The sequence below is a fragment of the Marinobacter sp. genome (assembly GCF_048259445.1).
In the GTDB taxonomy this organism is placed as follows: domain Bacteria; phylum Pseudomonadota; class Gammaproteobacteria; order Pseudomonadales; family Oleiphilaceae; genus Marinobacter.
In genome coordinates this window covers 1-21,946 of the sequence record NZ_JBLXHQ010000008.1, presented here as the reverse complement: position 1 = coordinate 21,946, position 21,946 = coordinate 1, and the positions used below count along the sequence as shown (strand labels likewise).

Below are 21,946 nucleotides of genomic sequence, written 5' to 3'. Positions count from 1 at the left end.
ATTCATAGCTACAATGGTCCTTATGAGCTTCGCAATCACAAGGATGAATAGCCATGACCCGCGAACGTTCGCCGAAAGCGCCGTTAGCAGCTTACAGATTGTCTTCCGATGCCGTTATCTCGGCTTTGGGAACCAGCGAGCAGAACGGCCTTGGAAGCCATGAAGCCAGTCAGCGCCTGGAGCATGATGGGCCGAATGAACTGACGGCGACCAGGCCAGTGCCCGGCTGGCGTAAGCTGCTCGCCCAGTTCTCCGATACGCTGGTTATTCTGCTCCTGCTCGCCGCTGCAATCTCTTCAGGCCTGTGGCTGGTAGAGCGGGACTCACCTCTTCCTTACGAAGCCATTGCGATTCTGGCCATTGTCCTTTTTAACGCGGCTATGGGTTATATCCAGCAGGCGCGTGCGGAACAGGCCGTGGCAGAATTGCAGCAGATGTCGGCCGCCCAGGCCCGGGTGATAAGGGATGGCGAACAGCAAACCATTCCAGCGGCCGGGCTTGTAGCCGGTGATATTATCCTGGTAGAAGAAGGCGATACGATTCCCGCCGACAGCCGCCTCCTTCAGTCTGTTTCACTGCAAACCTCGGAAGCCACCCTGACCGGCGAAAGCCTTCCCGAATCCAAAGACCCGGAAACCATCACCGACGACGCCCCTGTTGGTGATCGTCAGAACATGATTTTCAGCGGCACTACGATTACCTATGGCCGCGGCACGGCGGTGGTAACGGCCACCGGCATGCAGTCTCAAATGGGCCAGATTGCCGGCATGTTGGAGCAAGCGCCTCCCGAGACCACGCCCCTGCAACAGGATCTCGCCCGAGTCGGCAGAATGCTTGGGTTGGTGGTAATTGTGATTGCGGTGGTGATGATTTTCACCATCATTCTGGTGGACCACGTCACCGGTTTTTCCGCCCTGTTTGATGTTCTGATTCTTGGCGTCGCACTGGCAGTGGCTGCGGTGCCTGAAGGCCTGCCGGCTATCGTCACCGCAGTCCTGGCCCTGGGTGTACAGCGCATGGCACGCCGCAACGCCATTGTGCGCCATCTGGCAGCGGTGGAGACTCTGGGCGCAGCCAATGTGATCGCCTCTGACAAAACCGGGACCCTTACCCGCAACGAAATGACCGTGAAGGCAATCGTTACAGCCAGTGGGCGGGTTACCCTGGGCGGCACAGGATACGAGCCAACAGGTGACGTTACCGTGCACACGGCATCTGCCAGTAGCGGTTCAGTCGATATCAGCGAGCCTTTGCGAATGGAGCTGGAACGGGCGCTCACCGTCGGCGACCGCGCCACCAACGCGGTTTTGCAAGAAGACGAAGGCCAGTGGACCGTGCAAGGTGATCCCACCGAAGGCGCTTTGGTGGTTGCTGCCAGAAAGATCGGGCTGACAGAGGCGATTCTGGATGCCCAATATGAGCGGGTTGGTGAGGTGCCTTTCTCATCAGAACGGAAAATGATGTCGACGCTGCATACCGACAGCCAACACAAGGGGCATATTCAGGTATTCACCAAGGGCGCGCCGGATGTTCTTCTGGGCCGCTGTGACCGGGAACGCGTTGGCGACAGCAGCCGACCTTTAACCCAGGAACGTCGTTCCGAGATCCTGCAAGCCAACGAACAACTGGCCGGCGAAGCACTGCGCACACTCGGTGTTGCCGCCCGCTACCTGCCGGAGGATGACTTCGAGCCAGATAATATCGACGACGATCTTGAGCAGGATCTGATATTCGTCGGCCTGATTGGCATGATTGATCCACCCCGGGAAGAAGCCAAACAGGCTGTTGCCCAGGCCCGAAGTGCCGGTATCCGGCCCGTGATGATTACCGGCGATCATCCGGTTACAGCTGCCGTTATAGGTGCGGAGCTGGGCATCTGCACAGATGGCCGCGCCGTCACCGGGGCGGAAATTGACACCATGACGGACGAAACTCTGCACCAGACTGTTCAGGAGGTCTCCGTTTATGCCCGGGTTAATCCGGAGCATAAACTGCGAATTGTCAAAGCCCTGCAGAATGATAAAAACATAGTCGCCATGACCGGCGATGGCGTGAATGATGCTCCTGCCCTGAAGACAGCGGACATTGGTATAGCCATGGGCATTACCGGTACCGACGTTTCCCGCAAGGCCTCGGACATTATTCTGGCAGACGACAACTTCGCCACCATTGTTGCGGCCGTGGAGGAAGGCCGGACAATCTTCGCCAACATCCGGAAGTTTTTGCGCTACCTGCTGTCATCCAACATCGGCGAAGTGCTTACCATGTTCTTTGGTGTGCTGTTGGCCGATGTGATCGGGCTGACCGCAAACGGCGCAGGCCTGGCTCTGCCACTGCTGGCCACCCAGATTCTCTGGATTAACATGGTCAGCGATGGCGCGCCGGCTTTGGCGCTCGGGCTGGATCCGGGCGATGGGTGGGCAATGGCCAGGCCACCAAGGCCCCGCGCAGAGGGCATCCTGACGCGCAGTATGTGGGCAGGCATTGTTTTCGTCGGCATTATTACCGCAACCGGCACGCTCCTCGTGCTCGATGCCTCCATGCCCGGTGGCCTGATAGCCGGCACAGGCAACCTTGCCTATGGCCAGACCATGGCGTTCACTACTCTGGTTTTATTCTCGATGTTTACTGTGTTCACTTCGCGATCTGATGAACAAAGCGCTTTCAGCGGGCTCTTCTCCAACCTCTGGCTTTGGGCTGCAGTGGGCGTGTCACTGCTGTTGCAAATGGCGGTGGTCTATCTGCCCTTTCTGCAGAAACCATTTTCTACGGTCGGCCTCAGCCTCGCGGACTGGCTGTTCTGTGCAGCGGTCGCCAGTTCGGTCCTGTGGCTGCGGGAGCTGAGCAAGCTGATCATCAGCCTGCAAAAGAGAGGTGCTGGCTCAGCAGCTGAAAGCGGAATCTAATCTGCTTTCCCTGAACGCAGAAAACCCCGGAAATCCGGGGCTTTCTGGCAGAATCAGGCCCGTAAGACGAGCCTGCTCTGTTTGATTCCCTTTCGGAGGGAACCTTAGATCTTGCCAACCAGATCCAGTGAAGGAGACAGTGTTGCTTCGCCTTCTTTCCACTTGGCCGGGCACACTTCGCCCGGGTGCTTACGCACGTACTGGGCTGCCTTAACCTTACGCATCAGGTCGCCCGCGTCACGGCCGATGCCTTCTGCAGTGATTTCCATCGCCTGAATGATGCCATCAGGATCAACCAGGAACGTAGCGCGGTCTGCCAGGCCCTGGCCTTCACGCATCACACCGAAGTTGTTGGTGATGTTGCCGGTCTGGTCGCCAACCATGTAGTAGTTGATCTTGCCGATGGTCTCGGAGCTGTCGTGCCATGCTTTGTGGGTGAAGTGTGTGTCGGTAGACACGGAGAACACTTCAACGTCCATCTTTTGCAGCTCTTCGTAATGATCCGCTACGTCGCCCAGCTCGGTGGGGCATACGAACGTGAAGTCAGCCGGGTAAAAGAAGAAAATTGCCCACTTGCCTTTTACATCTGCGTCAGAGATTTCAACGAACTCGCCCTGCTTGAAAGCAGTTGCGTTAAACGGTTTGATTTCAGAGTTGATAATACCCATCTAATAAACTCCTTTGTTTGCCTGTTGGTTAATGTATGCCGCCTACTGTAGCTACTCTGAGCGCTTAACGAAAATTGATAATACCCAACTAAGCCATAGTCGAAGGCTATCAACGCTTTGCGCGAATACATTTCGCCCTTGCCAGCGTAGATTCTGCAAAGTCTGACTAAAAGGCAGCGTAATGCCCGCAAAACCGATTCTTTTCTACGATGGCCAGTGCCCGCTTTGCCGCCGCGAAATTGACCACTATCGCAAAGTGGACAAGCAGGCGCGCATCGACTGGCAGGATATTTTCGACAGCAATAATGCCCTGGCCCGATATCAGCTTGGCCACACCGACGCCATGAAAGTCATTCACGCGGTCGACAGCGCAGGCAATTTACACTCCGGCGCCCACGCCTTTGTGGTGGTGTGGCAGGAACTGCCCGGTTACCGCCACCTGGCAACCCTGCTGAAAAAACTTCGCCTGGTTGGCCTGATGAACCGCGCCTATCATGTGTTTGCCCGATTACGCTTTCGTTCGCGCTGCAAACAGGGTTGTGAATTGCCGCCACGATAATGCCCGGCCTGCCCTGTTCCCTGGCCTACCAGGGGCCAACCACATAGCCGAGTTTCTCCGGTAGCCACAAGGCGATACCCGGAATCAACGCCACCAGTAGCAGGCTCACGCTCATCGCGGCAATGAACACCAGCGCCCATCCCACTGTATGCTCCAGGCGAATATTTGCAATACGGGTTGTAACCATCAGGTTGACCGCCACCGGCGGCGTAAACTGCCCGATGGCAATGTTCATCGCCAACAGGATGCCAAACCACACCGGGTTCCAGCCAAAATGGTTCATCAGGGGCAGCACGATGGGAATGAGTATCAGGTAAATCGATACCGCATCCAGCAACATGCCGGCAATCAACACCAGCAGCATTACCAGACCCAACAGCACCCAACCGTTATCTGAAAGAGACAGCAAGGCATCGGCCAGATGCTGGAAGGTACCCAGAGTTGTTCCAGCCCAGGCAAAAATACCCGCCAGCGCAATGATCAGCATGACTACGCCAGAGGTCACCGCCGCGTCTGTCATCAGATCAAACAGGCTGCGTAAACTCAGATTCCGGTATATCACACAGCCCACAATGATGCCGTAAGCCACCGCGACCACGGCGGCTTCCGTAGGCGTGAACAGCCCGGACCGAAGTCCACCCAGAATGATAACCGGGGCAAACAATGCAGGCAGTGCTGCCTTGAAACTGGGCCACAGGGGCGGCCGTTCGGAGGTTTCAGGGTTCTCCCAGCCGAACTTGCGGGCGAGGTACAGCGCCGGCACCAGCAACGAAAGACCGGCCAGAATGCCGGGAAACAACCCGGCGGCAAACAACGCCCGTAAATCCACGCCCGGCACCACAATGGAGTAGAGAATCAGTGCAATGGAGGGCGGAATCAGGATAGCGGTGGACGACGAAGCCGCAATCAGCGCGGCAGAAAAAGGCTGCGGATAACCAGCCTTGCGCATACTGGGCAGCATAACCATGGCCACTGCTGCCGCATCCGCCGGCCCCGAGCCGCTCATTCCGCCCATGATCAGACATACCAGCACCGCAACAACTGTCAGGCTGCCGTGGCGAGGGCCGATGATAGCCTGGGCAAAACGCACCAGACTGGCCGCAACACCGGCACGCTCGAAAATAAGACCGGTGAGAATAAACAGGGGTATCGCGATCAGCGGATACTTCGACACACTGTTGTAGGTATTGGTGCCGAAGGTGGCAAGCATGTCGGGCGACAGGCCCGCAACAATTCCAACCAGGCCACCGAAGCCCAGCGCAATGGCAACGGGAACCCCCAGCAGCAAGGCCACCAGAAAGCTGCCGATCATTAACAGATCAGGACTCATGGATGACCTCCGCGTCTTTTTTGCCGCGCATGCGGTCAATAAAGTTCTGAGTCATCCGGAAAATAATCGCCGCCGACATCAGCGGCAGCCAGATCACATAAATCCAGTTTGGTAAGCCCAGCCCGGGGGACAAAGACTCCCAGTCGTATTCCTGCATCGCAAAGATAGCGCCATACCAGGTGGTTACCCCCATAACCGACACGCCCACCAGCCATTGCAAAACAAACAGCCCCTTAAGCGCAGCCGGAGGCAGATAATGCTCAATCAGCTCAATCCGGATGTGCTGATTACTGCGAGCCGCAACGGCTGCGCCGGCGAACGTAAGCATTACCAGAAGAAACACCGAGAACTCTTCGGTGAACGCAAAGGAGGCATCGGTGGTGTAGCGAACAATCACGTTACCAAGGCTGATAACACAGATTGCGATCAACGCCAGGGATGCCAGCCAGGCTTCCGGCCGGAACTTCGGGGGACGGGAGGGCATGAATACTCCGTTTCAGAAAAAGCACCCACCGGAACCGGCGGGTGCCTGAACAGCAGCGAGTTACTGCTTGCGGTTGGCAACAGCAGACTGAGCCTGCTTCACCAGATCTTCACCGATTCGTGGTGTCCATTTTTCATAGACTGAACGGGTCGCCTCAACAAATGCATCGTGCTGCGCCTGGGTCAGTTCCGTTACGGTTACACCACGATCCTTGATGGCCTGCAGCGTGCCCTCAAGCTCAGCGCGGGATTTTTCGATCTCCCACTTGCCGGCATCGACAGCCGCCTGCTTCAAAAGTGCCTGGTCTTCTGCATTGAACTGGCCCCAAACACGGTTGCTGACCGCAAACACGAGCGGATCGGCCATGTAGTGCCACAACGTGAGGTGCTCCTGCCCCACCTGATCAATACGCGCTACATCAAAAACCGACAGCGGGTTTTCCTGGCCATCGACCGCACCGGTGGTCAGTGCCGGCTTGGCATCTGCCCAGCTCATCTGTGTCGGGTTAGCGCCCAGCTCGGAGAAGGTATCCTGGAACAGTGGCGAGCCCACAACCCGGATTTTCAGGCCTTCCAGATCTGCCGGCTCGCTGATAGCGCGCTTGGAATTCGACAACTCACGGAAGCCGTTCTCCCCCCATGCCAGCGGCGTTACGCCACGCTTTTCAATCGCTTCAAATACGGCTTTGCCCGCATCACCCTGGGTGATGGCATCAATGGCAGCGTTATCCGGCATCAGGAATGGCAGGGAAAACAGGTTCAGTTCCGGAACTTGGGGCGACCAGTTGATGGTAGAGCCCACTGCCATATCGATCAGCCCTGAACGCATGGCGGAAAACTCTTTGGTCTGATCCCCGGAAACCAGTTGGGAGTTGCTGTAAATCTTCATGTTAATGCGCCCTTCAGAGCGCTCTTTTACCAGCTCAACCCATTTGTCGGCAGCCTGGCCCCAGGGAAACGCCGACGGCAGTACGGTAGAAACCGTGTATTCATCTTTGTATTGCGCGTTCGCCGCAGAGCTGAGCAGCAGAGTCGCCGCAGCAACAGCGATCAAAGAACGGGATTTCAGCATCTTGTTTTCCTTTTTATTGGCAAGGGAGAGTCTGCAACCGAGCACAGGACACGTCGCAGTAATGAGGGATTATAGGAGGGGGTGTTGTTGAGACGCAAAACAAAACAACAGGGCTGATGATCTATTTCTTGACGTCGCCAAATTGCCACCTCATTACAGATCTGTTGTTTTTATTTCTTCACTGCCACAGCCGTCTACAATAAACAGGATACGAAACCGGAAAAGAACCCTGGCAGCCATGGAAAGCAAAGAGCATCTCGAGCCCAGCGACACCGAGGCAAATATCAGTGCCAGACCTGATCAGGCGCTGCTTGAAGCCGTTAACATACGCAGCCTGTCGCTGGTGCTTCTCACCAGCATCGCTACCCTGTTTTTTATAGACTGGGCCCAGGCAGTGCTGCTGCCTTTGGTGGTTGCGGTCATGATCAGTTACGCGCTGGATCCGCTGGTCTCAACACTTGATCGCTTCAGAATCCCCCGCCCCCTGAGTGCGGCCATAGTAATGATTCTGATGCTGGGGTCTATCTCAGCCGCCAGCATTCCCCTGCAGCGCGAAGCCATGGCCATGCTGGACAAAGTTCCTCTGGCTATCAGTGAGTTCCAACGCAAGGAAGCGAGGGCCCCCGATACAGAAGAAGGCCTTATGGAAAAGGCCCAGGCTGCTGCAAAGAAAATCGAGGAATCTGCGGCTCAGGATCAAAGCAGCAAGCACCCCGCACATGAAGGCGTAACTCCGGTTCGGGTTGTGGATAAACCGATGGATGTTCAGGAGTACGTTCTAAAGGGCTCGCCTGCCGCAATCGTGCTTGTGTCTCAGCTTTTCTCAGTGTTGTTACTGGTGTATTTCATACTGTCCGCCGGGTCACTATACAAGCGCAAAGTTGTCAAAATCTCCGGCCCGTCGTTCGGGCGAATGCGCAAAGCTGCCAGAATCATGAACGAGTTTCACCATCAGGTCCGGCGCTTTCTGTTTGTGATGCTTGTTGGCGCTCTGTTTGTCGGGATTCTGACCTGGCTGGCGTTCCTTACCCTGGGAGTGGAGCAGGCCATGCTATGGGGTGTGGTCGCGGGCGTAGCCAGCGCAATTCCCTATCTGGGCCCATTTCTGGTGCTGGTAGGCACTGGCGTTGCGGCGTTCATCCAGTTTGGTGAGTTGAACATGGCAATCATTGTGGCCGGTACTTCACTGGTGGTCACCAGCATTCAGGGGTATTTGCTGACTCCATGGCTAACCAGCCAGATTTCAAGCCTCAATGCCGTAGCAATTTTTGTCGGGCTTCTGTTCTGGGGCTGGCTCTGGGGACCGGTGGGGCTGATCATAGCGACACCGCTCCTCATGATTATTAAGTCCCTGTGTGACCACGTTGTAAATCTTCGCCCGGTAGGCGAATTGTTGGGTAAATAGAACCAGAACAAAAAGCAGGGGACACGCCATGTTCGATACTGAAATCCCTGTACTGGATATGTTTATCCGGCTACTTGCAGCGGCTGGCCTGGCGCTGCTTCTGGGGTTGGAGCGGGAGCTAAGAGGCAAGGTAGCAGGCTTGCGCTCCCACATGCTTGTTTCGCTGGGGGCTTCGGCTTTTATCATCATGGGCATGCACATTCTGTTCGCCACTGCAGAGGGCGACCCCTCCGCTCGTATCGACCCGACCCGCATAGTGGAAGGTGTAATCGGTGGCATAGGGTTTCTCGGAGCCGGCAGCATTATCCAGAGTCGCGGCAGCGTTCAGGGCATTACCACCGGGGCTTCAATCTGGATGGCTGGTGCGATTGGCGTAGCCTGCGGCTTGGGAATTTTTGCCCTGGCTGGCATGGTGACCTTGATGGCGCTGATTATTATGGCGGTACTCGGGCGTTTCGAACATGAAGTGATTAAGGGTAACTAAAACCAGTTCGGTGGCCCTGGTTATTACCTGGAACTGGAGAGCACAACCACCCCGATAAACAGATAGACGACAACGAACCCGTAAAACAACAGCGGGTTCTCCTTTCTATAATAGTAATTGGTATCGAGGCCCCTGGCCCCAGCCATAACCTTGCCGGTTACCAGCCCCCATACAGCCATACCGATTGCGAGCACGCCGATTATTTTCAGCAGCAGTGGCGACATCTTTTTTCGATCCTTTTATCAGCATAGAACGGTAACAGTTGCCCGAGTTTTCTGTAGCACGTCAATCTGGCCAGGTTCAGACGCGACATTCCATTACTTATGCCGTTTGAAATCAATGTGATATGTTGTGTCTCTGGGTACGTAGAACCACTGACAACCCTGAGAAATCAAGCACAGAGGTCTTATGACTCACAAACGGCACAGGTTGGGGAGAGCGCTTCTTCCGCTGGTTTTCATTATTACGACTGGCTGCAGCCAGGGCAACTCTGGTTCTGACGTTAGCGCCAAGCCGGCAGAACAGCTGGCACCCCCGGAACAGACCGGCGTGTTGGAAGTGGCCACGCGCAACGGCTCTACGACTTACTACCTGGACCGACATGAAAACCCGACTGGCCCGGAATACAGCCTGGTATCACAGTTTGCTGATAGCAAAGGGTGGACGGTTAACTGGACCATGTACGATTCAACTGCTGCCGTTCTGCAAGCGCTGGAGTCCGGCAACACCCACATGGCCGCTGCCGGGCTGACGCATCTGCCATCGCGCACCGAAAAGTTCACCCGTGGCCCTGCCCACACCGAAATTGTCGAACAGCTGGTGTGTCATCGGGAACTGCGCCCAATGCCCCGCAAACCTGACGGCATAGCCAGCGTCGGCATAGCAGTAACAGCCGACTCCAGTTACGTGGAAACACTGAACAAGCTTGCCAGCGAGCACGAAGGCATCACATTTGCCGAAGATAACAGCAAAACGACGGAAGTACTGCTGTCCGACGTAGCGACGCAAGAGATCGACTGCACCGTGGCTGACTCCAACATTGTTCAAGTGATGCGCCGCCACTTCCCGCACCTGGAAGTAGCCATGAATCTGACTCAGGGCAACAACCTCGGCTGGTATCTGCCAGCAGGCTCTGATGAGCTGGCCGGTATGGCACGTGAGTGGATGAACAGCACCGAAGGCGACGAGGCCATGGGCTACGTCGAGAGTCGTTACTATGCCTACATTGGCGAATTCGATTTTGTGGACCTGAGAGCGCTCAACCGCCGTATCAATGACCGTCTTCCCGGTTTCATCAACCGTTTTTCAGAGGCCGAAGCCGCCACTGGCATGCCGGCCGATCTGCTGGCAGCGCTGGCCTATCAGGAATCCCATTGGGACCCGTCTGCCATATCACCCACCGGCGTTCGCGGCATTATGATGCTGACACGGAACACGGCAGAATCCCTCGGCGTAACGAACCGCCTTGACCCCACAGCGTCCATTGATGGCGGCGCCCGTTACCTTGCAGACCGCCACCGCAGGCTACCGGATACCATCCCGGAGCCGGACCGCACGTTTCTCGCGCTGGCCAGCTACAACATAGGCCGCGGCCACCTTCTGGACGCCCGCCAGCTGGCGCGGGAGTTAGGCAAAAACCCGGATTCCTGGGACGATATGAAAGAAGTACTGCCGCTGAAGGCCGACAAACGCTATTACCCGAGCACCCGCTACGGCTACGCCAGGGGTTATGAGCCAGTGCACTATGTACAGCGTATCCGCAACTATCGGGACGTTATCAGCGCGGCCTTCGAGTAACCGTCAATATACTTTGTCCGCCCCCTCGGGGCGGGTTTTGAAACGCTTGTGCAGCCATAGGTACTGATCAGGCTGCTCGCGAATGGTGTCCTCGATGTACAGGTTCCAGGCCTCGGTATCCTTTTGCTTGTCGACTCCGAAATCGATCTGTACCGGTGAGAAGACTACTCGATAGCCCCCACTGGGCAGCCTCAAATGGCTGACACAAATCACCGATGCGCCCGATACCCTGGCGATATAGCTTGGCGATGTAATACACCCGGTTTCGACACCAAAAAAAGGCACGAACAGCTCCGTTTTTCCACCGAAATCCTGGTCGCAGGCGAACCAGATTTCACCACCTTTTTTAAGAAAAGAAACCATCGGCCTCAGTTCTCGTTTGGCGAATGCCCGGATTCCGAAATGACGGCGACGGCCGTTTTCGATCATCCGGTCAATAACCGGGTTTTTGTTGGGCCGGTATACGTACCCCGGGTTCTCAAGGTGACAGGCGATCAGCGGTAAGGCGAAGTCAAAAATACTGTAGTGCCCGCCAATCAACAGCACCCCTTTGCCTTTGCTCCGGGCCTCTATGAGGTACTCTAATCCCTGCACCTCGGCCGCTTCGCAATAGGGCGACATATCTCGCCACCCGGCATGGATACTCTCGAGAAGACCACGAGTGCATGCGATAAAATTATCCTGAACCAACTTTTTGCGGCTTTCCTGGTCAAGGCCGGGAAAGCAGATAGCAAGGTTGCGATCGGCAACCCGCGCGCGGGATTTCAACCTGGCGCTCAAAAAAAGGCCAAGCCGCCTTCCCAGGCTCTGCTTGGCAGTCATCGGCAAAAATGACAGCAGGTACAGTGTGAAAACCAGCCCCCAGGACGGCCATAAGCGAATGTGCCACAGCGATGGTTTCTTGTTGTTGGGTGGTCCTGACATACATCACTGCCTGCTAAAAGATAGACAATGAGCCTGACACATTTCTACTCAACACAGTAGTTGCATTTGTTAACGAACTCGTCAGATCACACAGCAGGCCGCGCCAACCCGAGATGATCACGCAGGGTGCGCCCCCTGTATTCAGTACGGAAAAGGCCTCGCCGCTGCAGTTCCGGCACCACCTGCTCGATGAAATCCTCAATACCGGAAGGCAAAGACGGCGGCATTAGATTAAAACCGTCGGCACCTTCATGGTTGAACCAGAACTCCATTTTATCGGCAATCTGCTCCGGCGTACCCACCATGGTGCAGTGGCCGCCGCCGGCAGCAAGCCGGCCCAGCAACTGGCGTAACGTGGGCTGCTCAGTCTCGATAATGCGCAATATGGTGCTGTAACGCCCCTGCGGCCCACTAAACTCCTCCAATGTCGGCAAGGTCGGCACCGGCGCGTCCAGATCCCAGCCCGAACAGTCCTGGTCAATAAACGTGGCCAACTGGCGTAAAGACGCATTGGCGGGCAACAGCTCGTCCAGTTCACGCTGCTTCGCCAATGCCTCCGCTTCGGTGGGCGCCACGTAAGTGACCAGGCCCGGCAGAACCGGCACCGTCACGTCTCGTCCCGCGGCTTTCACACGCCGCTTTATATCGCGGTAGTAGCTTTGCGCCGCCGGCAAATCGTAGGCCACCGCGTAAATGGCTTCTGCACATCTGGCCGCCAGCTCACGCCCCTGCTCCGAGGCTCCGGCTTGAAACAGCACGGGGTGCCCTTGCACTGGCCTTGGTACATTCAACGGACCATCTACCCGAAAAAATTCACCCCGGTGATGAATCGGCTGCACTTTATCCGGGTCGGCATAGTGGCCTTTTCGATCAAACATCAAGGCATCGTCGGCCCAGGAATCCCACAACCCGAGCACGGCCTGCACAAATTCGTCAGCTCTGCGATAACGCTCAGCATGACCCGGCATAGCTTCATAGCCGTGGTTGCGTGCTTCCACATCGAACATGGAGGTCACCACATTCCAGCCGATACGCCCGCCGGAAATATGATCCAGCGAGGCCACAAGGCGGGCAGCGTGAAACGGAGTGTAAAAGGTGCTGGACACCGTGCTGATGAAGCCAATGTTTTCGGTGGCGCGGCTCATGGCGGCAATAGCAGTCAGCGGCTCCAGATACCACCAGCTGCCATCGGAGACATTACCCACCGTGTTGCTGTCGGCAAAAAACACCGCATCCAGCTTGCCGCGTTCGGCAGTTTGCGCCAGGCGCTCGTAGTAGCGGATATCGCCAAGCTGTTCCACTGCCGATTGTGGGTGTCGCCAGGCCGCACGATGGTGGCCGCAGCCCATCAGGAACAGGTTGATGTGCATCATGCGCGGTTCGAGCTGCGAAGTACCCATCAGTTTTTCACCAAGCCGCCATCGACCACCAGGTTCTGACCGGTAACCGAGCGTGCCCAGGGTGAGGCAAAAAACAGCGTGGCATCGGCAAACTCAGCAGGCGTGGTTACCCGTCGCAATGGCGTACTGGCAGCAATGAAATCAAACACCGCCTCGGGCGTCGCAGCCGACGCGTCAGTGGTGCGCAACAGTCCACCGGATACCATATTCACAGTAATGTTATCCGGCCCCAAATCTTGCGACAGGGTACGGGTCAGCGACAGCAAAGCAGCTTTGCCGGCCGTGTAATCGTGGTAAGGCACCACCGGGTTCTGGAACAGGTTCGTACCCACATTCACAATGCGACCAAACCCAGCCTCGCGCATGCCCTCCAGCGCAGCCTGAGTGGTATTCAAAGCACCACCGACTACGCCCGAAAACTGCTGGCTCAGGTTTTCCCAGGTTAACTGCGCCACAGTCGGGCGGGCATCGCCATTGAACGAGAAATCCGGCAGAGCGTTGTTAATCACCGTGGTCACCGGCATGCCAAAGTGCTGCCGGGCTTGCGCAAACATCGCCCGTACCGCGGCGCTGTCAGTAACATCAGCCTGCACCGCCAGCGCCCGATCCGGGGTTTCGCTGGCCAGTTTTTTCGCCGCTTCCGCACTGTTGCGATAGTTGATAACCACTCTGGCCCCTTCCCGCAGGAACGCGCGCACCAGATGCTCGCCCAAACCACGGGCAGCGCCGGTTACCAGCACCAGCTGTTGATCAAGACTTAAAGAATTTTGCATAGACACCTCAAAAATGAGGCGAAGGTATGAATAGGCAGATGCGGCGCAGTATCTTGTTTTTGCCGGCGGCTGACATCCCTTCGCCAGTGTGAACTGGATCAGGTTCAACGGGTGTTATCTCAGCCCTGCAAGCAGGACACCCCGTGTCGAGGCAAAACCATACCACACCGGATGCGTGGATATGTAGGCCCGGATACATGCAATTGACAAGCACTCTCAGACTTCTTACTCTTTCCACACTCCTGGGGGAGCCGGCATACCGGCTGAGACTCCGCATGCTGTGCGGTAACCCTTCGAACCTGATCCGGGTAATGCCGGCGAAGGGAAGGAAAGCGCTCGCTGTGTTCCTGCCTGTGTATCTATTTCTTCCTTCGCGACTGTCCCGGTTGCAAACCATGTCTGGTGATTGCGTTATCCGCCTGCAGAGCAAGGAAAAAACTGATGTTGAGCTCCTCTACCGCACTGGTGTGGCTGGTTTTATTTGCCGCCCTGTTCGCCATACCCGGCCTGATATACGCCCGCCGCAAGCAGGACAAGCTGGACGACTTCCTGGTTGCCCGCAACAGCCAGAGCAGCTCCGCCACTCTGCTGACACTGCTGGCCACCACACTAGGCACCTGGATTCTGTTTGGGCCGGCGCAGGCGGCAACCTGGGGCGGCATAGGCGCTGTTACCGGTTACGCCCTGGGCGCATTGGCGCCGCGCCTGATAATGATTCCTCTGGGCAATCGCATTCGCACACTCATGCCTGAAGGCCACACCCTCACCGAATTTGTACTCGGCCGCTACGGCCGGGTGATGTATGGTTTCGTGCTGGTTATCATGATTTTCTATCTGTTTATCAGCCTGACAGCAGGCCTGACCGCCATCGCCAAAATGGTCTCCCTGCTCGCTCCCGTGCCGCTGTGGCTTACCGCCACCATTGTGATGGCCGCCACCCTGCTCTACACCCTCTACGGCGGGCTGCGTGTCACCATTTTTACCGACCGGGTACAAATGCTGGTGATTCTGCCCTTTCTGATTCTGCTGATCGCCTTCGGCTGGCAGGCTACCGGTGGTCTGGCTCCTGCACTGCAGGGCTTGCAGGAAAAAGCGCCGCACTTGCTGGATCCGCTCGATATCAACGGCCTGAAATCCGGCCTCACATTCTTTATCGCAGTGGTGCTTACGGGACTGTTTTACCAGGGAACCTGGCAGCGGATCTTCGCCGCCCGTGATAACAAAGTCATTCGTAACGGATTTATTACCAGCGGCCTGCTGAGCTTCCCTATCATCTTCATCATGGGCTTGTTCGGGCTGGCGTTTGTGGGGCTGGGCTTGCCCGGGGACGGTTCGGTGGCGCTGTTCAGCGTGCTGCTTGCAGATGTGCCACTCTGGTTTGCGATTGGTCTTTTACCCTTTGGTCTGGCGCTGATCATGAGCAGCGCCGACTCCACAATAAGCGGGTTGACCAGCATCATGGTCATAGACCTGCGTCGGCTATTACCCAAACTGAGTAACCACAGCCTGCTGTCGCTTTCGCGTTGGCTGATTGTGTTGCTGTCGGTACCGGTGCTGTTCGTCGCGGCCCAGGGCTACAGCGTGCTCTATCTGTTCCTGCTGGCGGACTTGCTGTGCTGCGCCGCAGCCTTCCCGGTGTTTTTTGGTTTCTACAACGCTCGCTACCAGAACTACAACGCCGCCCTCAGTACGTTGGCCGGCCTGATTGCCGGGCTCTCAGTGTTTCCTGCGCCGGGCGCCCCCACCACTTACCTGCTCGAGTCGTTCCTGCTGGCATCCCTGGTGCCTATAGCCGTGTCGCTATTGCTCTTGCTTCTACCCAAAGGAAAGCTCTTCGACTTCACGATACTGGCGCAGCGGGTGCGGAATCTGGAGGGGTAAAACGCAGGCGCCTGGTTGCCTAGCGCTGCTTGTACTGTGTAGAACAATAGCCCCGGCTCACATCCGGGTTTCTCAGCTTCAGGTGTTTGGTGGCCCGGCCAGACACCCTTGCCCGCCACAGCCTGAAGCTGCCGGGTTTGAGAGACCTGCGCATGAACCGGATAACATCGGGTTCCGACATTCCGTACAGCTGGAATATGGCTTCAAATGGCGTGCGATCTTCCCACGCCATTTCAATAATCCGGGACTCGTCTGCCGGGCTCATCGGGTGCAACTCCTGTCTGAAAAACTGAACTCTACGAACCCTTACGTTTTCACAATGAATCTGGATGAGGGCGCAACGAATGAGTCTGTGACCAGCCAGCGCGGGTTTTATCAGGCGTGATATTCAATTGCTTTCAGTTACCCGGGATTGGGGCCATACTGAATGTTCTGCGTGATCGGCATCGTATTTTTTATTGATGCCAAAACACGTACTAACTGGAGTACATGTAATGAGCAAAGGACAAGACAAAAAAAAGGAAACGAAAAAACAACCGCTTTTAACAGCAAAAGAAAAGAAAGCGTCCAAGAAATCAAAGAAGAATGAAACGAACGTACTAGGGAATTAAGAAAAGCATCAGGAGCGAAAAAACGCCCCTCGTGCAATTGCCTGACGTTATTCAGGCTTGATTGGCTGCAAGGTTCGCTTGGGATGCATGCCGTTTACCATGCCCATGAACGGCGGATGGATCGAATAACCCACCATGCTCAGCAGCTGCTCAGGAATTTGAGAAAGTGTGCTCTGGCTAAGCTCAAGAAAAAAGTTCTCTTGCGGTCTTAACCAGGGCTCGCAATATTGGCAGGTTACCGCCAGACGGTCCGCATCCGAGCGGTTGGCACCTCCACCGTGCCAGAGCGTACCTAAAAAGAACACGACTGAACCGGCAGACATCACGGCTGGTATGGCCTGTGCCCGGTCAGTGACAACTTCCTTCCCCAGGTTATGGCTTTCAGGGATAACCACCGTAGCGCCATTTTCTTCCGTAAACTCATCAATCGCCCAGACAGTGGCCGCACCAAAGGGTGGACGCGGACGTGGAACCGGGTAAAACCCATCATCGTAATGCAGCGGCTGGGCTGATTCGCCAGGCAATATATTGATAACCTGAGCCTGGCTGAGCAGATAGTTGGGCTGAAACAGCCGGTCCAGAAGACCCGTAATGCGAGGATGCGTTGCGAGCAAGTCGATTACCCGCGTTTTCTCCAGCACATTGTAGAGCCTCTGTGTCTTTACCCCTTCAAAGGTGTTGCGCCCGGATTTCCCCAGCAGTGGCAAAGCAGCATCACGAACCAATTCAAGTTGCGAAGCGGTCAGCAGGCCCTCAATGATCACATAACCGTTTTTCATAACGGCCTCAAAGTCCCGGGCAACCAGGCCTTTAAGTGCTTCTGGCGTATTGGCAGCCTCCGACCGAAACGACTTGTGCGTAGAGGCAAGGTCTTTCGTAAGCTCCAGGACCGATTCAATTTTCTTTTTATCAGGCATCTGCATCGCTCTGAAAAAGGGCTATCGGGAGTTTTATCGCTGAGAATTATTAACGGGCCGAACCCATACACATTGCGGATCTCAGGAGTTATAGGCATTACAGTATGAATTAACCGCAACACGGGAAGCGTTGTCAAACAAAGATCCCTATGAGAACGTAGATACCGATTCAACGGATTGCTACAGGAACGGCAAGCCGGACATTCCTTTCATTCAGGCGGCCTTTTTTTCTGTGTGCCGCCGTGACAAAGCGAGGAAACTGATATGAACAACGACATCGTTGAAGGCAACTGGAAACAACTCAAAGGTAAGGTCCGCGAGAATTGGGGCAAGTTAACAGACGACGATCTGGATGAGATCGCCGGCCGTCGCGACCACTTTATTGGCAAAGTCCAGGAGAAGTACGGCATGAAAAAAGATGAAGCCGAGAAAGAGTGGGAAAAACTCACCAACTCATAGGACTTCATCGCTTTAAAATGATTAAAACCGGTGCTCGCTGCCATGCGGGTACCGGTTCCTGAGTTGAGTAACTTCTTACATTTTGAATTCACCGGCAACCCTGAAAAATCGCTACACCAAAACTTGCCGGGTGTTAGCAATGTAGTAATGAACCTGGCGCTCAACGTCGGGCTCTACCATGGGTTCCGGGCGACGACCATTTGGGCAGGGCATATTGGGTGTTGTGCCAAACAAACGGCAAATCAGCGGCCGCTCGCCATACACGTTGCAGCCATCAGGGCCAAGATGCACGCAGCTATAATCGTTTAATGCTGCATCATGTTCGGCTTCTGTTTTTAAAGGCAGGCGTGACATTTCTTCAGAGGACGTAGTTACCGGGCCACAGCAATCGTGACAACCCGGAACACATTCGAACGCCGGAATGCGCTCGCGCAGGCGCGCTATGATATTTCGATTTTTATCCATGAATAACGCAATTTAAAAAACTGATATCAGTAAGCCCCAATTGCCGAAAACTCCTTTGCTGTCAGCAGCCGGGAGTGCCCCTCATCAAGCCCCTCAAGGGAAACTGGCCCGACAGCTACACGGTGGAGTGCCAACACTTCGTTATCAAAAAACCCGAACATCCGTTTAACCTGATGGTATTTGCCTTCAACCAGTGAAAGCCTTGCGGTGTACTCAGAGCATATCTCTAAACTGGCGGGCCGGGTTGTAATGTTTTCATAGCCAAAATAGATGCCCTCACGAAATACAGAAACATACTCACTGGTTAATGGCCTGGACAAAGTAACCTCATAGACTTTCTCGAGCTTTGTCTCAGGCAAGCTTATCTTACGAGACCATGCACCATCGTTGGTCAATAACACCAGCCCTGTTGTGTTCAGGTCAAGGCGACCGGCAATATGCAGTTCGTTCTTCTGAGGATGCTGAATAATATCCAACACAGTTGAATGCTTGAGGTCTTTCGTCGCACTGACAACCCCTTTGGGTTTGTTCAGCACTATGTAAACAGGCTTGCGGTCTTTCAAGCAATTACCGTCCAGCACAACGTGGGTGAATTCTGTCACTTTTTGCTGAACGGAAGAGGCCGCTTGCCCATCCAGAAAAATCCGTTTTTGCGCAATTAACAGACGCACATCTGAAAGTGAGAAAGCACTGTTCTGGCTGATAAAGCGATCGAGACGAAAGGTTCTGGATTTCATGAAGCAATTCGATGCCGCGTACCAGTCACATCAGCCTTTTTTCGGGTTAGTCTGCTTCGCACCCGCAGGGAATACTTGCCCACTTGTTCCTTTAACCACATATTCAATAGCGCCACCAGCCTTTAAAAAGGCAGCAGTCTGTTCTTCAATCAAGGCAGTTGTTACCGAGTCTTTTGAAGGTTTCTTGCTCATCATATTCTCCCTGTTATGCCATGTTCCCGATGTCTGCCCCGGAGCTCCAGGGCCGAATGTTCTTCAACTGATCTTCAAGGGCGTGTTCTGCAATCTCAGTGTCGTAGGCTACCTGAGCCCGTAACCAGTAACCATTAGACAAACCAAGAAAGCGACAGAGCCGGAGATCAGTGTCTGCAGTAATCGAGCGCTTACCGGCGATAATCTGGCCGATTCGCTGAGCCGGAACCCCGATCTCTTTTGCGAGGCGGTATTGAGAAATACCCATGGGCTCAAGAAACGCTTCTTTCAGCAACTCGCCAGGCGCAACAGCACTGATACTGCGCATGAGTTACCTCCTCGTATTGATCAATATTTCCAACAACTTCCACACCTATTTTGTGCCCGGAAGGCTGGTCTCAATGACCTCTTGCCTGCTTCACGGTATGCTTGCATTTGAGTGGTGTCAGAGCGCGGCCATAATAACGCGACGCGTTATTAACGTCAAGCGTTAATATCCGGACGATGGAATTTCACGAGATATAAGAGTCGGTTTTTATGCATCGGAGTGAACGTAAACAAGCCAGACCTGATGGCAAAGGCCTGCATCCGAGGAATCTGCACAACCAAGGCTACGACTTTCCATCTCTCGCCAACAGTTATCCGCCACTAGCCGCTTATGTGAACACAAACGCTCACGGCAACCTTTCCATAGATTTCACGGATCCACTGGCCGTAAAAACCCTGAATGCTGCGCTACTAAAGCATTTTTACAACATTATTGACTGGGATATTCCGGAAGGCGCTCTTTGCCCGCCCATCCCGGGCCGGGTCGACTATATCCACTACATAGCTGAACTGCTTGGCATTGACGAGCCGGCCAGCCACCCGGCTTATACCCGGCCCAAAATCGCCTTGCTGGATATAGGAACCGGGGCAAATGGTATATACCCACTACTGGCCTGCCAGATATACGGTTGGGATTGTGTTGGTAGCGATATCAATAGCCGTTCACTTGAGAACGTAGCTGCGATTATTGCGAACAACCCCAAGCTGAAGGGCCGTTTCATACTGCGGAGGCAACCCGAAAAAAATCATATTTTTGAGGGGATTATACAAGCGGAGGAATTCTTCGACGTTAGCGTATGCAACCCGCCTTTTCATGCCTCGCAAGATGAAGCACTAAAAGGCAGCCTGCGTAAACTCAATAATCTTGCCCGTAATCGCGGTGAGAAAACAACCGTATCCACATCGCCCACTCTGAATTTTGGCGGGCTTGAAGCGGAGCTTTGGTGTAAGGGTGGCGAAAAAATGTTCCTCAAAAAACTCATAAAAGAGAGCCATCTGTTTTCCAGTCAATGCCGCTGGTTTACAAGCCTGATATCGAAAATTGACAACGTAAAGCCCGCAAAAAAACTGATTCGCAAGCTTGGTGCGACAGATATACGAGAAATAGAAATGAAGCAGGGAAATAAAGTTACGAGAATCCTGGCCTGGACGTTTATCTAAAAATCAAACCGGCACTAAACACAAGGTTGCAGCGAAAACAGAAATAACCCAAACCAAACACTACCTAACAATATCTGCAGCTTGATCGCACACGATAAAAGATTGCGTCAACGCGGGTGCTCCGTGCTTAAAAGCTTGTCCTTCGCCCGGGTGAGTTTTTCCGTCATTCAAATCTCTTAGATGTTTTTATTCGTATCGCGCCTCGCTCACGAGCCGGTTTGGAGCAGCGAAGCGGCGGAAAAACGGTCGCTGTGCAGCCGATTGTTATGTTCTCTTTGAGGTGCTAGATTGTGTATATAATTCGAATTCTATACACATAGGTGCATCATGAGAACTAACATAGTCATCGACGACCAGTTAATGGCCGAAGCCCTCAAAGCCTCCGGCTACGAAACCAAAAAAGAGGCCGTTGAGCAAGGCCTAAAACTTCTAGTCCAGCTTAGCAAACAGCAGGAAATTCGGAAGTTACGCGGCAAGATCAAGTGGGAAGGCGACCTAAATGAAATGAGGGGTGCCGAATGATTCTGGTGGATACCAGCGTCTGGATCGACTATTTCAATGGCGTTGAAAACCCACAAACTGACCTGCTAGACGCTTCGATAACCCAAGGTTCGGTTGCGATCGGCGATCTTATATTTCTGGAAATCCTGCAAGGCATCCGCAACGACAAGCAATATCGCCAAACCAAGCAAAGCCTGCTCGCATTAAATCAATATGAAATGTTTGGCAAAGAAATGGCAACTAAGTGCGCCGACAACTATCGAGCACTACGGAAAAAAGGCCTCACGATCAGAAAAACTGCCGACGTGATCATCGCGACGTTTTGCATAGAAAAACAATTCCCCCTACTGTTTTTGGACCGCGATTTTCTGCCTTTTGTTGACCACCTTGGACTTCAGCCAGCCTTACGAAAAACATAACGCTTGCAGCAGGGGCGCCCATGGAATGAAGCCGAAGGCCCAATGTAGTGGGCGTCGCCGTGCCTGCATTGGTTAGCACTTGTTGACGGCAACGTATATGCTGGTAATATACTTTTATGATCTATTGGGCACAAGTCACTGGCTTTGACTGGGACGAAGGCAACTCCCGAAAAAACGTGGAGAAGCATGGCGTCAACCAGTCCGAAGCGGAAGAAATCTTCTTTAATGAGCCGCTTCTCGTGCTGGAGAATTCCAGACACAGCCAAGCAGAGGTCCGGTTTCATGCCCTTGGTGAAACGGATGATGAGAGGCTACTCCACATCACGTTTACACTAAGGCTGAACGGTACACTGATTCGCGTGATTTCAGCTCGCGACATGCACCGCAAAGAGAGGGCTGTTTATGAGCAAGTTGAAAAAGATGCCTGAGTTTAAAACTGAAGCAGAAGAGCGAGAGTTCTGGGAGACCAACGACT

The 21,946-nt window shown here is 54.5% G+C and carries 25 protein-coding genes and 2 riboswitches; of the genes, 11 read left to right on the top strand and 14 right to left on the bottom strand.

What is annotated here, in order from left to right:
- Window positions 1-53: 53 nt before the first annotated feature.
- The gene (locus ACN0RL_RS07620; RefSeq protein ID WP_417515339.1) at window positions 54-2,906 is read left to right on the top strand and encodes a cation-translocating P-type ATPase; all 2,853 of its coding nucleotides are present in this window, start codon (window positions 54-56) and stop codon (window positions 2,904-2,906) included.
- A 104-nt stretch (window positions 2,907-3,010) separates the two neighbouring features.
- Here the strand turns inward: ACN0RL_RS07620 and ahpC are convergent, their stop codons facing one another.
- Entirely contained in the window at window positions 3,011-3,574 is a 564-nt protein-coding gene (ahpC, locus tag ACN0RL_RS07615; protein WP_417515337.1) for an alkyl hydroperoxide reductase subunit C, read from the bottom strand.
- A 181-nt stretch (window positions 3,575-3,755) separates the two neighbouring features.
- On the opposite strand from ahpC, the gene ACN0RL_RS07610 reads away from it, so the two are divergent.
- Window positions 3,756-4,133: a thiol-disulfide oxidoreductase DCC family protein gene (locus ACN0RL_RS07610; RefSeq protein ID WP_417515335.1), complete on the top strand. Its 378-nt coding sequence runs from the start codon at window positions 3,756-3,758 to the stop codon at window positions 4,131-4,133.
- Window positions 4,134-4,158: 25 nt separating this feature from the next.
- Here the strand turns inward: ACN0RL_RS07610 and ACN0RL_RS07605 are convergent, their stop codons facing one another.
- From ACN0RL_RS07605 to ACN0RL_RS07595, 3 genes are read right to left on the bottom strand one after another with little or no spacing between them, the layout of a single operon-like run.
- Window positions 4,159-5,463, bottom strand: a complete 1,305-nt coding sequence (locus ACN0RL_RS07605; RefSeq protein ID WP_417515333.1) for a TRAP transporter large permease — start codon at window positions 5,461-5,463, stop codon at window positions 4,159-4,161.
- Window positions 5,453-5,947, bottom strand: a complete 495-nt coding sequence (locus ACN0RL_RS07600) for a TRAP transporter small permease (protein ID WP_417515331.1) — start codon at window positions 5,945-5,947, stop codon at window positions 5,453-5,455. Before ACN0RL_RS07600 ends, ACN0RL_RS07605 begins: the two co-directional genes overlap by 11 nt.
- 60 nt (window positions 5,948-6,007) lie before the next feature.
- Window positions 6,008-7,018 carry a DctP family TRAP transporter solute-binding subunit gene (locus ACN0RL_RS07595; protein WP_417515329.1) on the bottom strand — a complete coding sequence of 337 codons (1,011 nt, stop codon included), beginning with the start codon at window positions 7,016-7,018 and terminating at the stop codon, window positions 6,008-6,010.
- 238 nt (window positions 7,019-7,256) lie between these two features.
- Between ACN0RL_RS07595 and ACN0RL_RS07590 the strand changes: the two genes are divergently transcribed.
- Entirely contained in the window at window positions 7,257-8,423 is a 1,167-nt protein-coding gene (locus tag ACN0RL_RS07590; RefSeq protein WP_417515327.1) for an AI-2E family transporter, read from the top strand.
- Between the two features lie 28 nt (window positions 8,424-8,451).
- The gene (locus tag ACN0RL_RS07585; protein WP_417515325.1) at window positions 8,452-8,907 is read left to right on the top strand and encodes an MgtC/SapB family protein; all 456 of its coding nucleotides are present in this window, start codon (window positions 8,452-8,454) and stop codon (window positions 8,905-8,907) included.
- Window positions 8,908-8,930: 23 nt separating this feature from the next.
- Here the strand turns inward: ACN0RL_RS07585 and ACN0RL_RS07580 are convergent, their stop codons facing one another.
- Entirely contained in the window at window positions 8,931-9,131 is a 201-nt protein-coding gene (locus ACN0RL_RS07580; RefSeq protein ID WP_417515323.1) for a hypothetical protein, read from the bottom strand.
- 184 nt (window positions 9,132-9,315) lie between these two features.
- Here ACN0RL_RS07580 and mltF point away from each other — a divergent pair, with 184 nt between their 5' ends.
- Entirely contained in the window at window positions 9,316-10,704 is a 1,389-nt protein-coding gene (gene mltF, locus ACN0RL_RS07575) for a membrane-bound lytic murein transglycosylase MltF (RefSeq protein ID WP_417515321.1), read from the top strand.
- A gap of 3 nt (window positions 10,705-10,707) precedes the next feature.
- Here mltF and ACN0RL_RS07570 read toward each other — a convergent pair whose 3' ends face one another.
- From ACN0RL_RS07570 to ACN0RL_RS07560, 3 genes are all read right to left on the bottom strand, one after another.
- A complete protein-coding gene (locus tag ACN0RL_RS07570; RefSeq protein ID WP_417515319.1) occupies window positions 10,708-11,628 on the bottom strand; it encodes a lysophospholipid acyltransferase family protein in 921 nt (306 codons plus the stop codon).
- Between the two features lie 86 nt (window positions 11,629-11,714).
- Entirely contained in the window at window positions 11,715-13,028 is a 1,314-nt protein-coding gene (locus tag ACN0RL_RS07565; RefSeq protein ID WP_417515317.1) for an LLM class flavin-dependent oxidoreductase, read from the bottom strand.
- The gene (locus tag ACN0RL_RS07560) at window positions 13,028-13,801 is read right to left on the bottom strand and encodes a 3-oxoacyl-ACP reductase (RefSeq protein ID WP_417515315.1); all 774 of its coding nucleotides are present in this window, start codon (window positions 13,799-13,801) and stop codon (window positions 13,028-13,030) included. Before ACN0RL_RS07560 ends, ACN0RL_RS07565 begins: the two co-directional genes overlap by 1 nt.
- A gap of 58 nt (window positions 13,802-13,859) precedes the next feature.
- Window positions 13,860-13,955, bottom strand: a riboswitch (TPP riboswitch).
- 80 nt (window positions 13,956-14,035) lie between these two features.
- A riboswitch (TPP riboswitch) is annotated at window positions 14,036-14,144 on the top strand.
- A 98-nt stretch (window positions 14,145-14,242) separates the two neighbouring features.
- On the opposite strand from ACN0RL_RS07560, the gene ACN0RL_RS07555 reads away from it, so the two are divergent.
- Window positions 14,243-15,682 (top strand): sodium:solute symporter family transporter, encoded by a 1,440-nt coding sequence (locus ACN0RL_RS07555; RefSeq protein WP_417515313.1) that lies wholly within the window; start codon window positions 14,243-14,245, stop codon window positions 15,680-15,682.
- 19 nt (window positions 15,683-15,701) lie between these two features.
- Here the strand turns inward: ACN0RL_RS07555 and ACN0RL_RS07550 are convergent, their stop codons facing one another.
- Window positions 15,702-15,947, bottom strand: a complete 246-nt coding sequence (locus ACN0RL_RS07550; protein ID WP_417515311.1) for a TIGR03643 family protein — start codon at window positions 15,945-15,947, stop codon at window positions 15,702-15,704.
- Between the two features lie 393 nt (window positions 15,948-16,340).
- The gene (locus ACN0RL_RS07545; RefSeq protein ID WP_417515309.1) at window positions 16,341-17,210 is read right to left on the bottom strand and encodes a phytanoyl-CoA dioxygenase family protein; all 870 of its coding nucleotides are present in this window, start codon (window positions 17,208-17,210) and stop codon (window positions 16,341-16,343) included.
- Window positions 17,211-17,474: 264 nt separating this feature from the next.
- Between ACN0RL_RS07545 and ACN0RL_RS07540 the strand changes: the two genes are divergently transcribed.
- Entirely contained in the window at window positions 17,475-17,669 is a 195-nt protein-coding gene (locus ACN0RL_RS07540) for a CsbD family protein (RefSeq protein ID WP_417515307.1), read from the top strand.
- Between the two features lie 111 nt (window positions 17,670-17,780).
- On the opposite strand, the gene ACN0RL_RS07535 is transcribed toward ACN0RL_RS07540, so the two are convergent.
- The 4 genes from ACN0RL_RS07535 to ACN0RL_RS07520 are packed head-to-tail and all read right to left on the bottom strand — an operon-like array spanning window position 17,781 to window position 19,391.
- Entirely contained in the window at window positions 17,781-18,134 is a 354-nt protein-coding gene (locus tag ACN0RL_RS07535; RefSeq protein WP_417515305.1) for a YkgJ family cysteine cluster protein, read from the bottom strand.
- Window positions 18,135-18,160: 26 nt separating this feature from the next.
- Complete coding sequence (locus ACN0RL_RS07530; protein ID WP_417515303.1) at window positions 18,161-18,871, bottom strand: pseudouridine synthase; 711 nt, start codon at window positions 18,869-18,871, stop codon at window positions 18,161-18,163.
- Window positions 18,872-18,901: 30 nt separating this feature from the next.
- Window positions 18,902-19,063: a hypothetical protein gene (locus tag ACN0RL_RS07525; protein ID WP_417515301.1), complete on the bottom strand. Its 162-nt coding sequence runs from the start codon at window positions 19,061-19,063 to the stop codon at window positions 18,902-18,904.
- A 13-nt stretch (window positions 19,064-19,076) separates the two neighbouring features.
- Entirely contained in the window at window positions 19,077-19,391 is a 315-nt protein-coding gene (locus ACN0RL_RS07520) for a HigA family addiction module antitoxin (protein ID WP_417515299.1), read from the bottom strand.
- Window positions 19,392-19,600: 209 nt separating this feature from the next.
- On the opposite strand from ACN0RL_RS07520, the gene rlmF reads away from it, so the two are divergent.
- From rlmF to ACN0RL_RS07500, 4 genes are all read left to right on the top strand, one after another.
- A complete protein-coding gene (rlmF, locus tag ACN0RL_RS07515) occupies window positions 19,601-20,551 on the top strand; it encodes a 23S rRNA (adenine(1618)-N(6))-methyltransferase RlmF (RefSeq protein WP_417515297.1) in 951 nt (316 codons plus the stop codon).
- 327 nt (window positions 20,552-20,878) lie between these two features.
- On the top strand, window positions 20,879-21,073 hold the full coding sequence (locus tag ACN0RL_RS07510; RefSeq protein ID WP_417515295.1) for a type II toxin-antitoxin system VapB family antitoxin: 195 nt from the start codon (window positions 20,879-20,881) through the stop codon (window positions 21,071-21,073).
- Entirely contained in the window at window positions 21,070-21,471 is a 402-nt protein-coding gene (locus ACN0RL_RS07505; RefSeq protein ID WP_417515293.1) for a PIN domain nuclease, read from the top strand. The genes ACN0RL_RS07510 and ACN0RL_RS07505 overlap by 4 nt, the downstream gene beginning before the upstream one ends.
- 116 nt (window positions 21,472-21,587) lie before the next feature.
- The gene (locus ACN0RL_RS07500) at window positions 21,588-21,899 is read left to right on the top strand and encodes a BrnT family toxin (RefSeq protein ID WP_417515291.1); all 312 of its coding nucleotides are present in this window, start codon (window positions 21,588-21,590) and stop codon (window positions 21,897-21,899) included.
- Window positions 21,900-21,946: the final 47 nt, after the last annotated feature.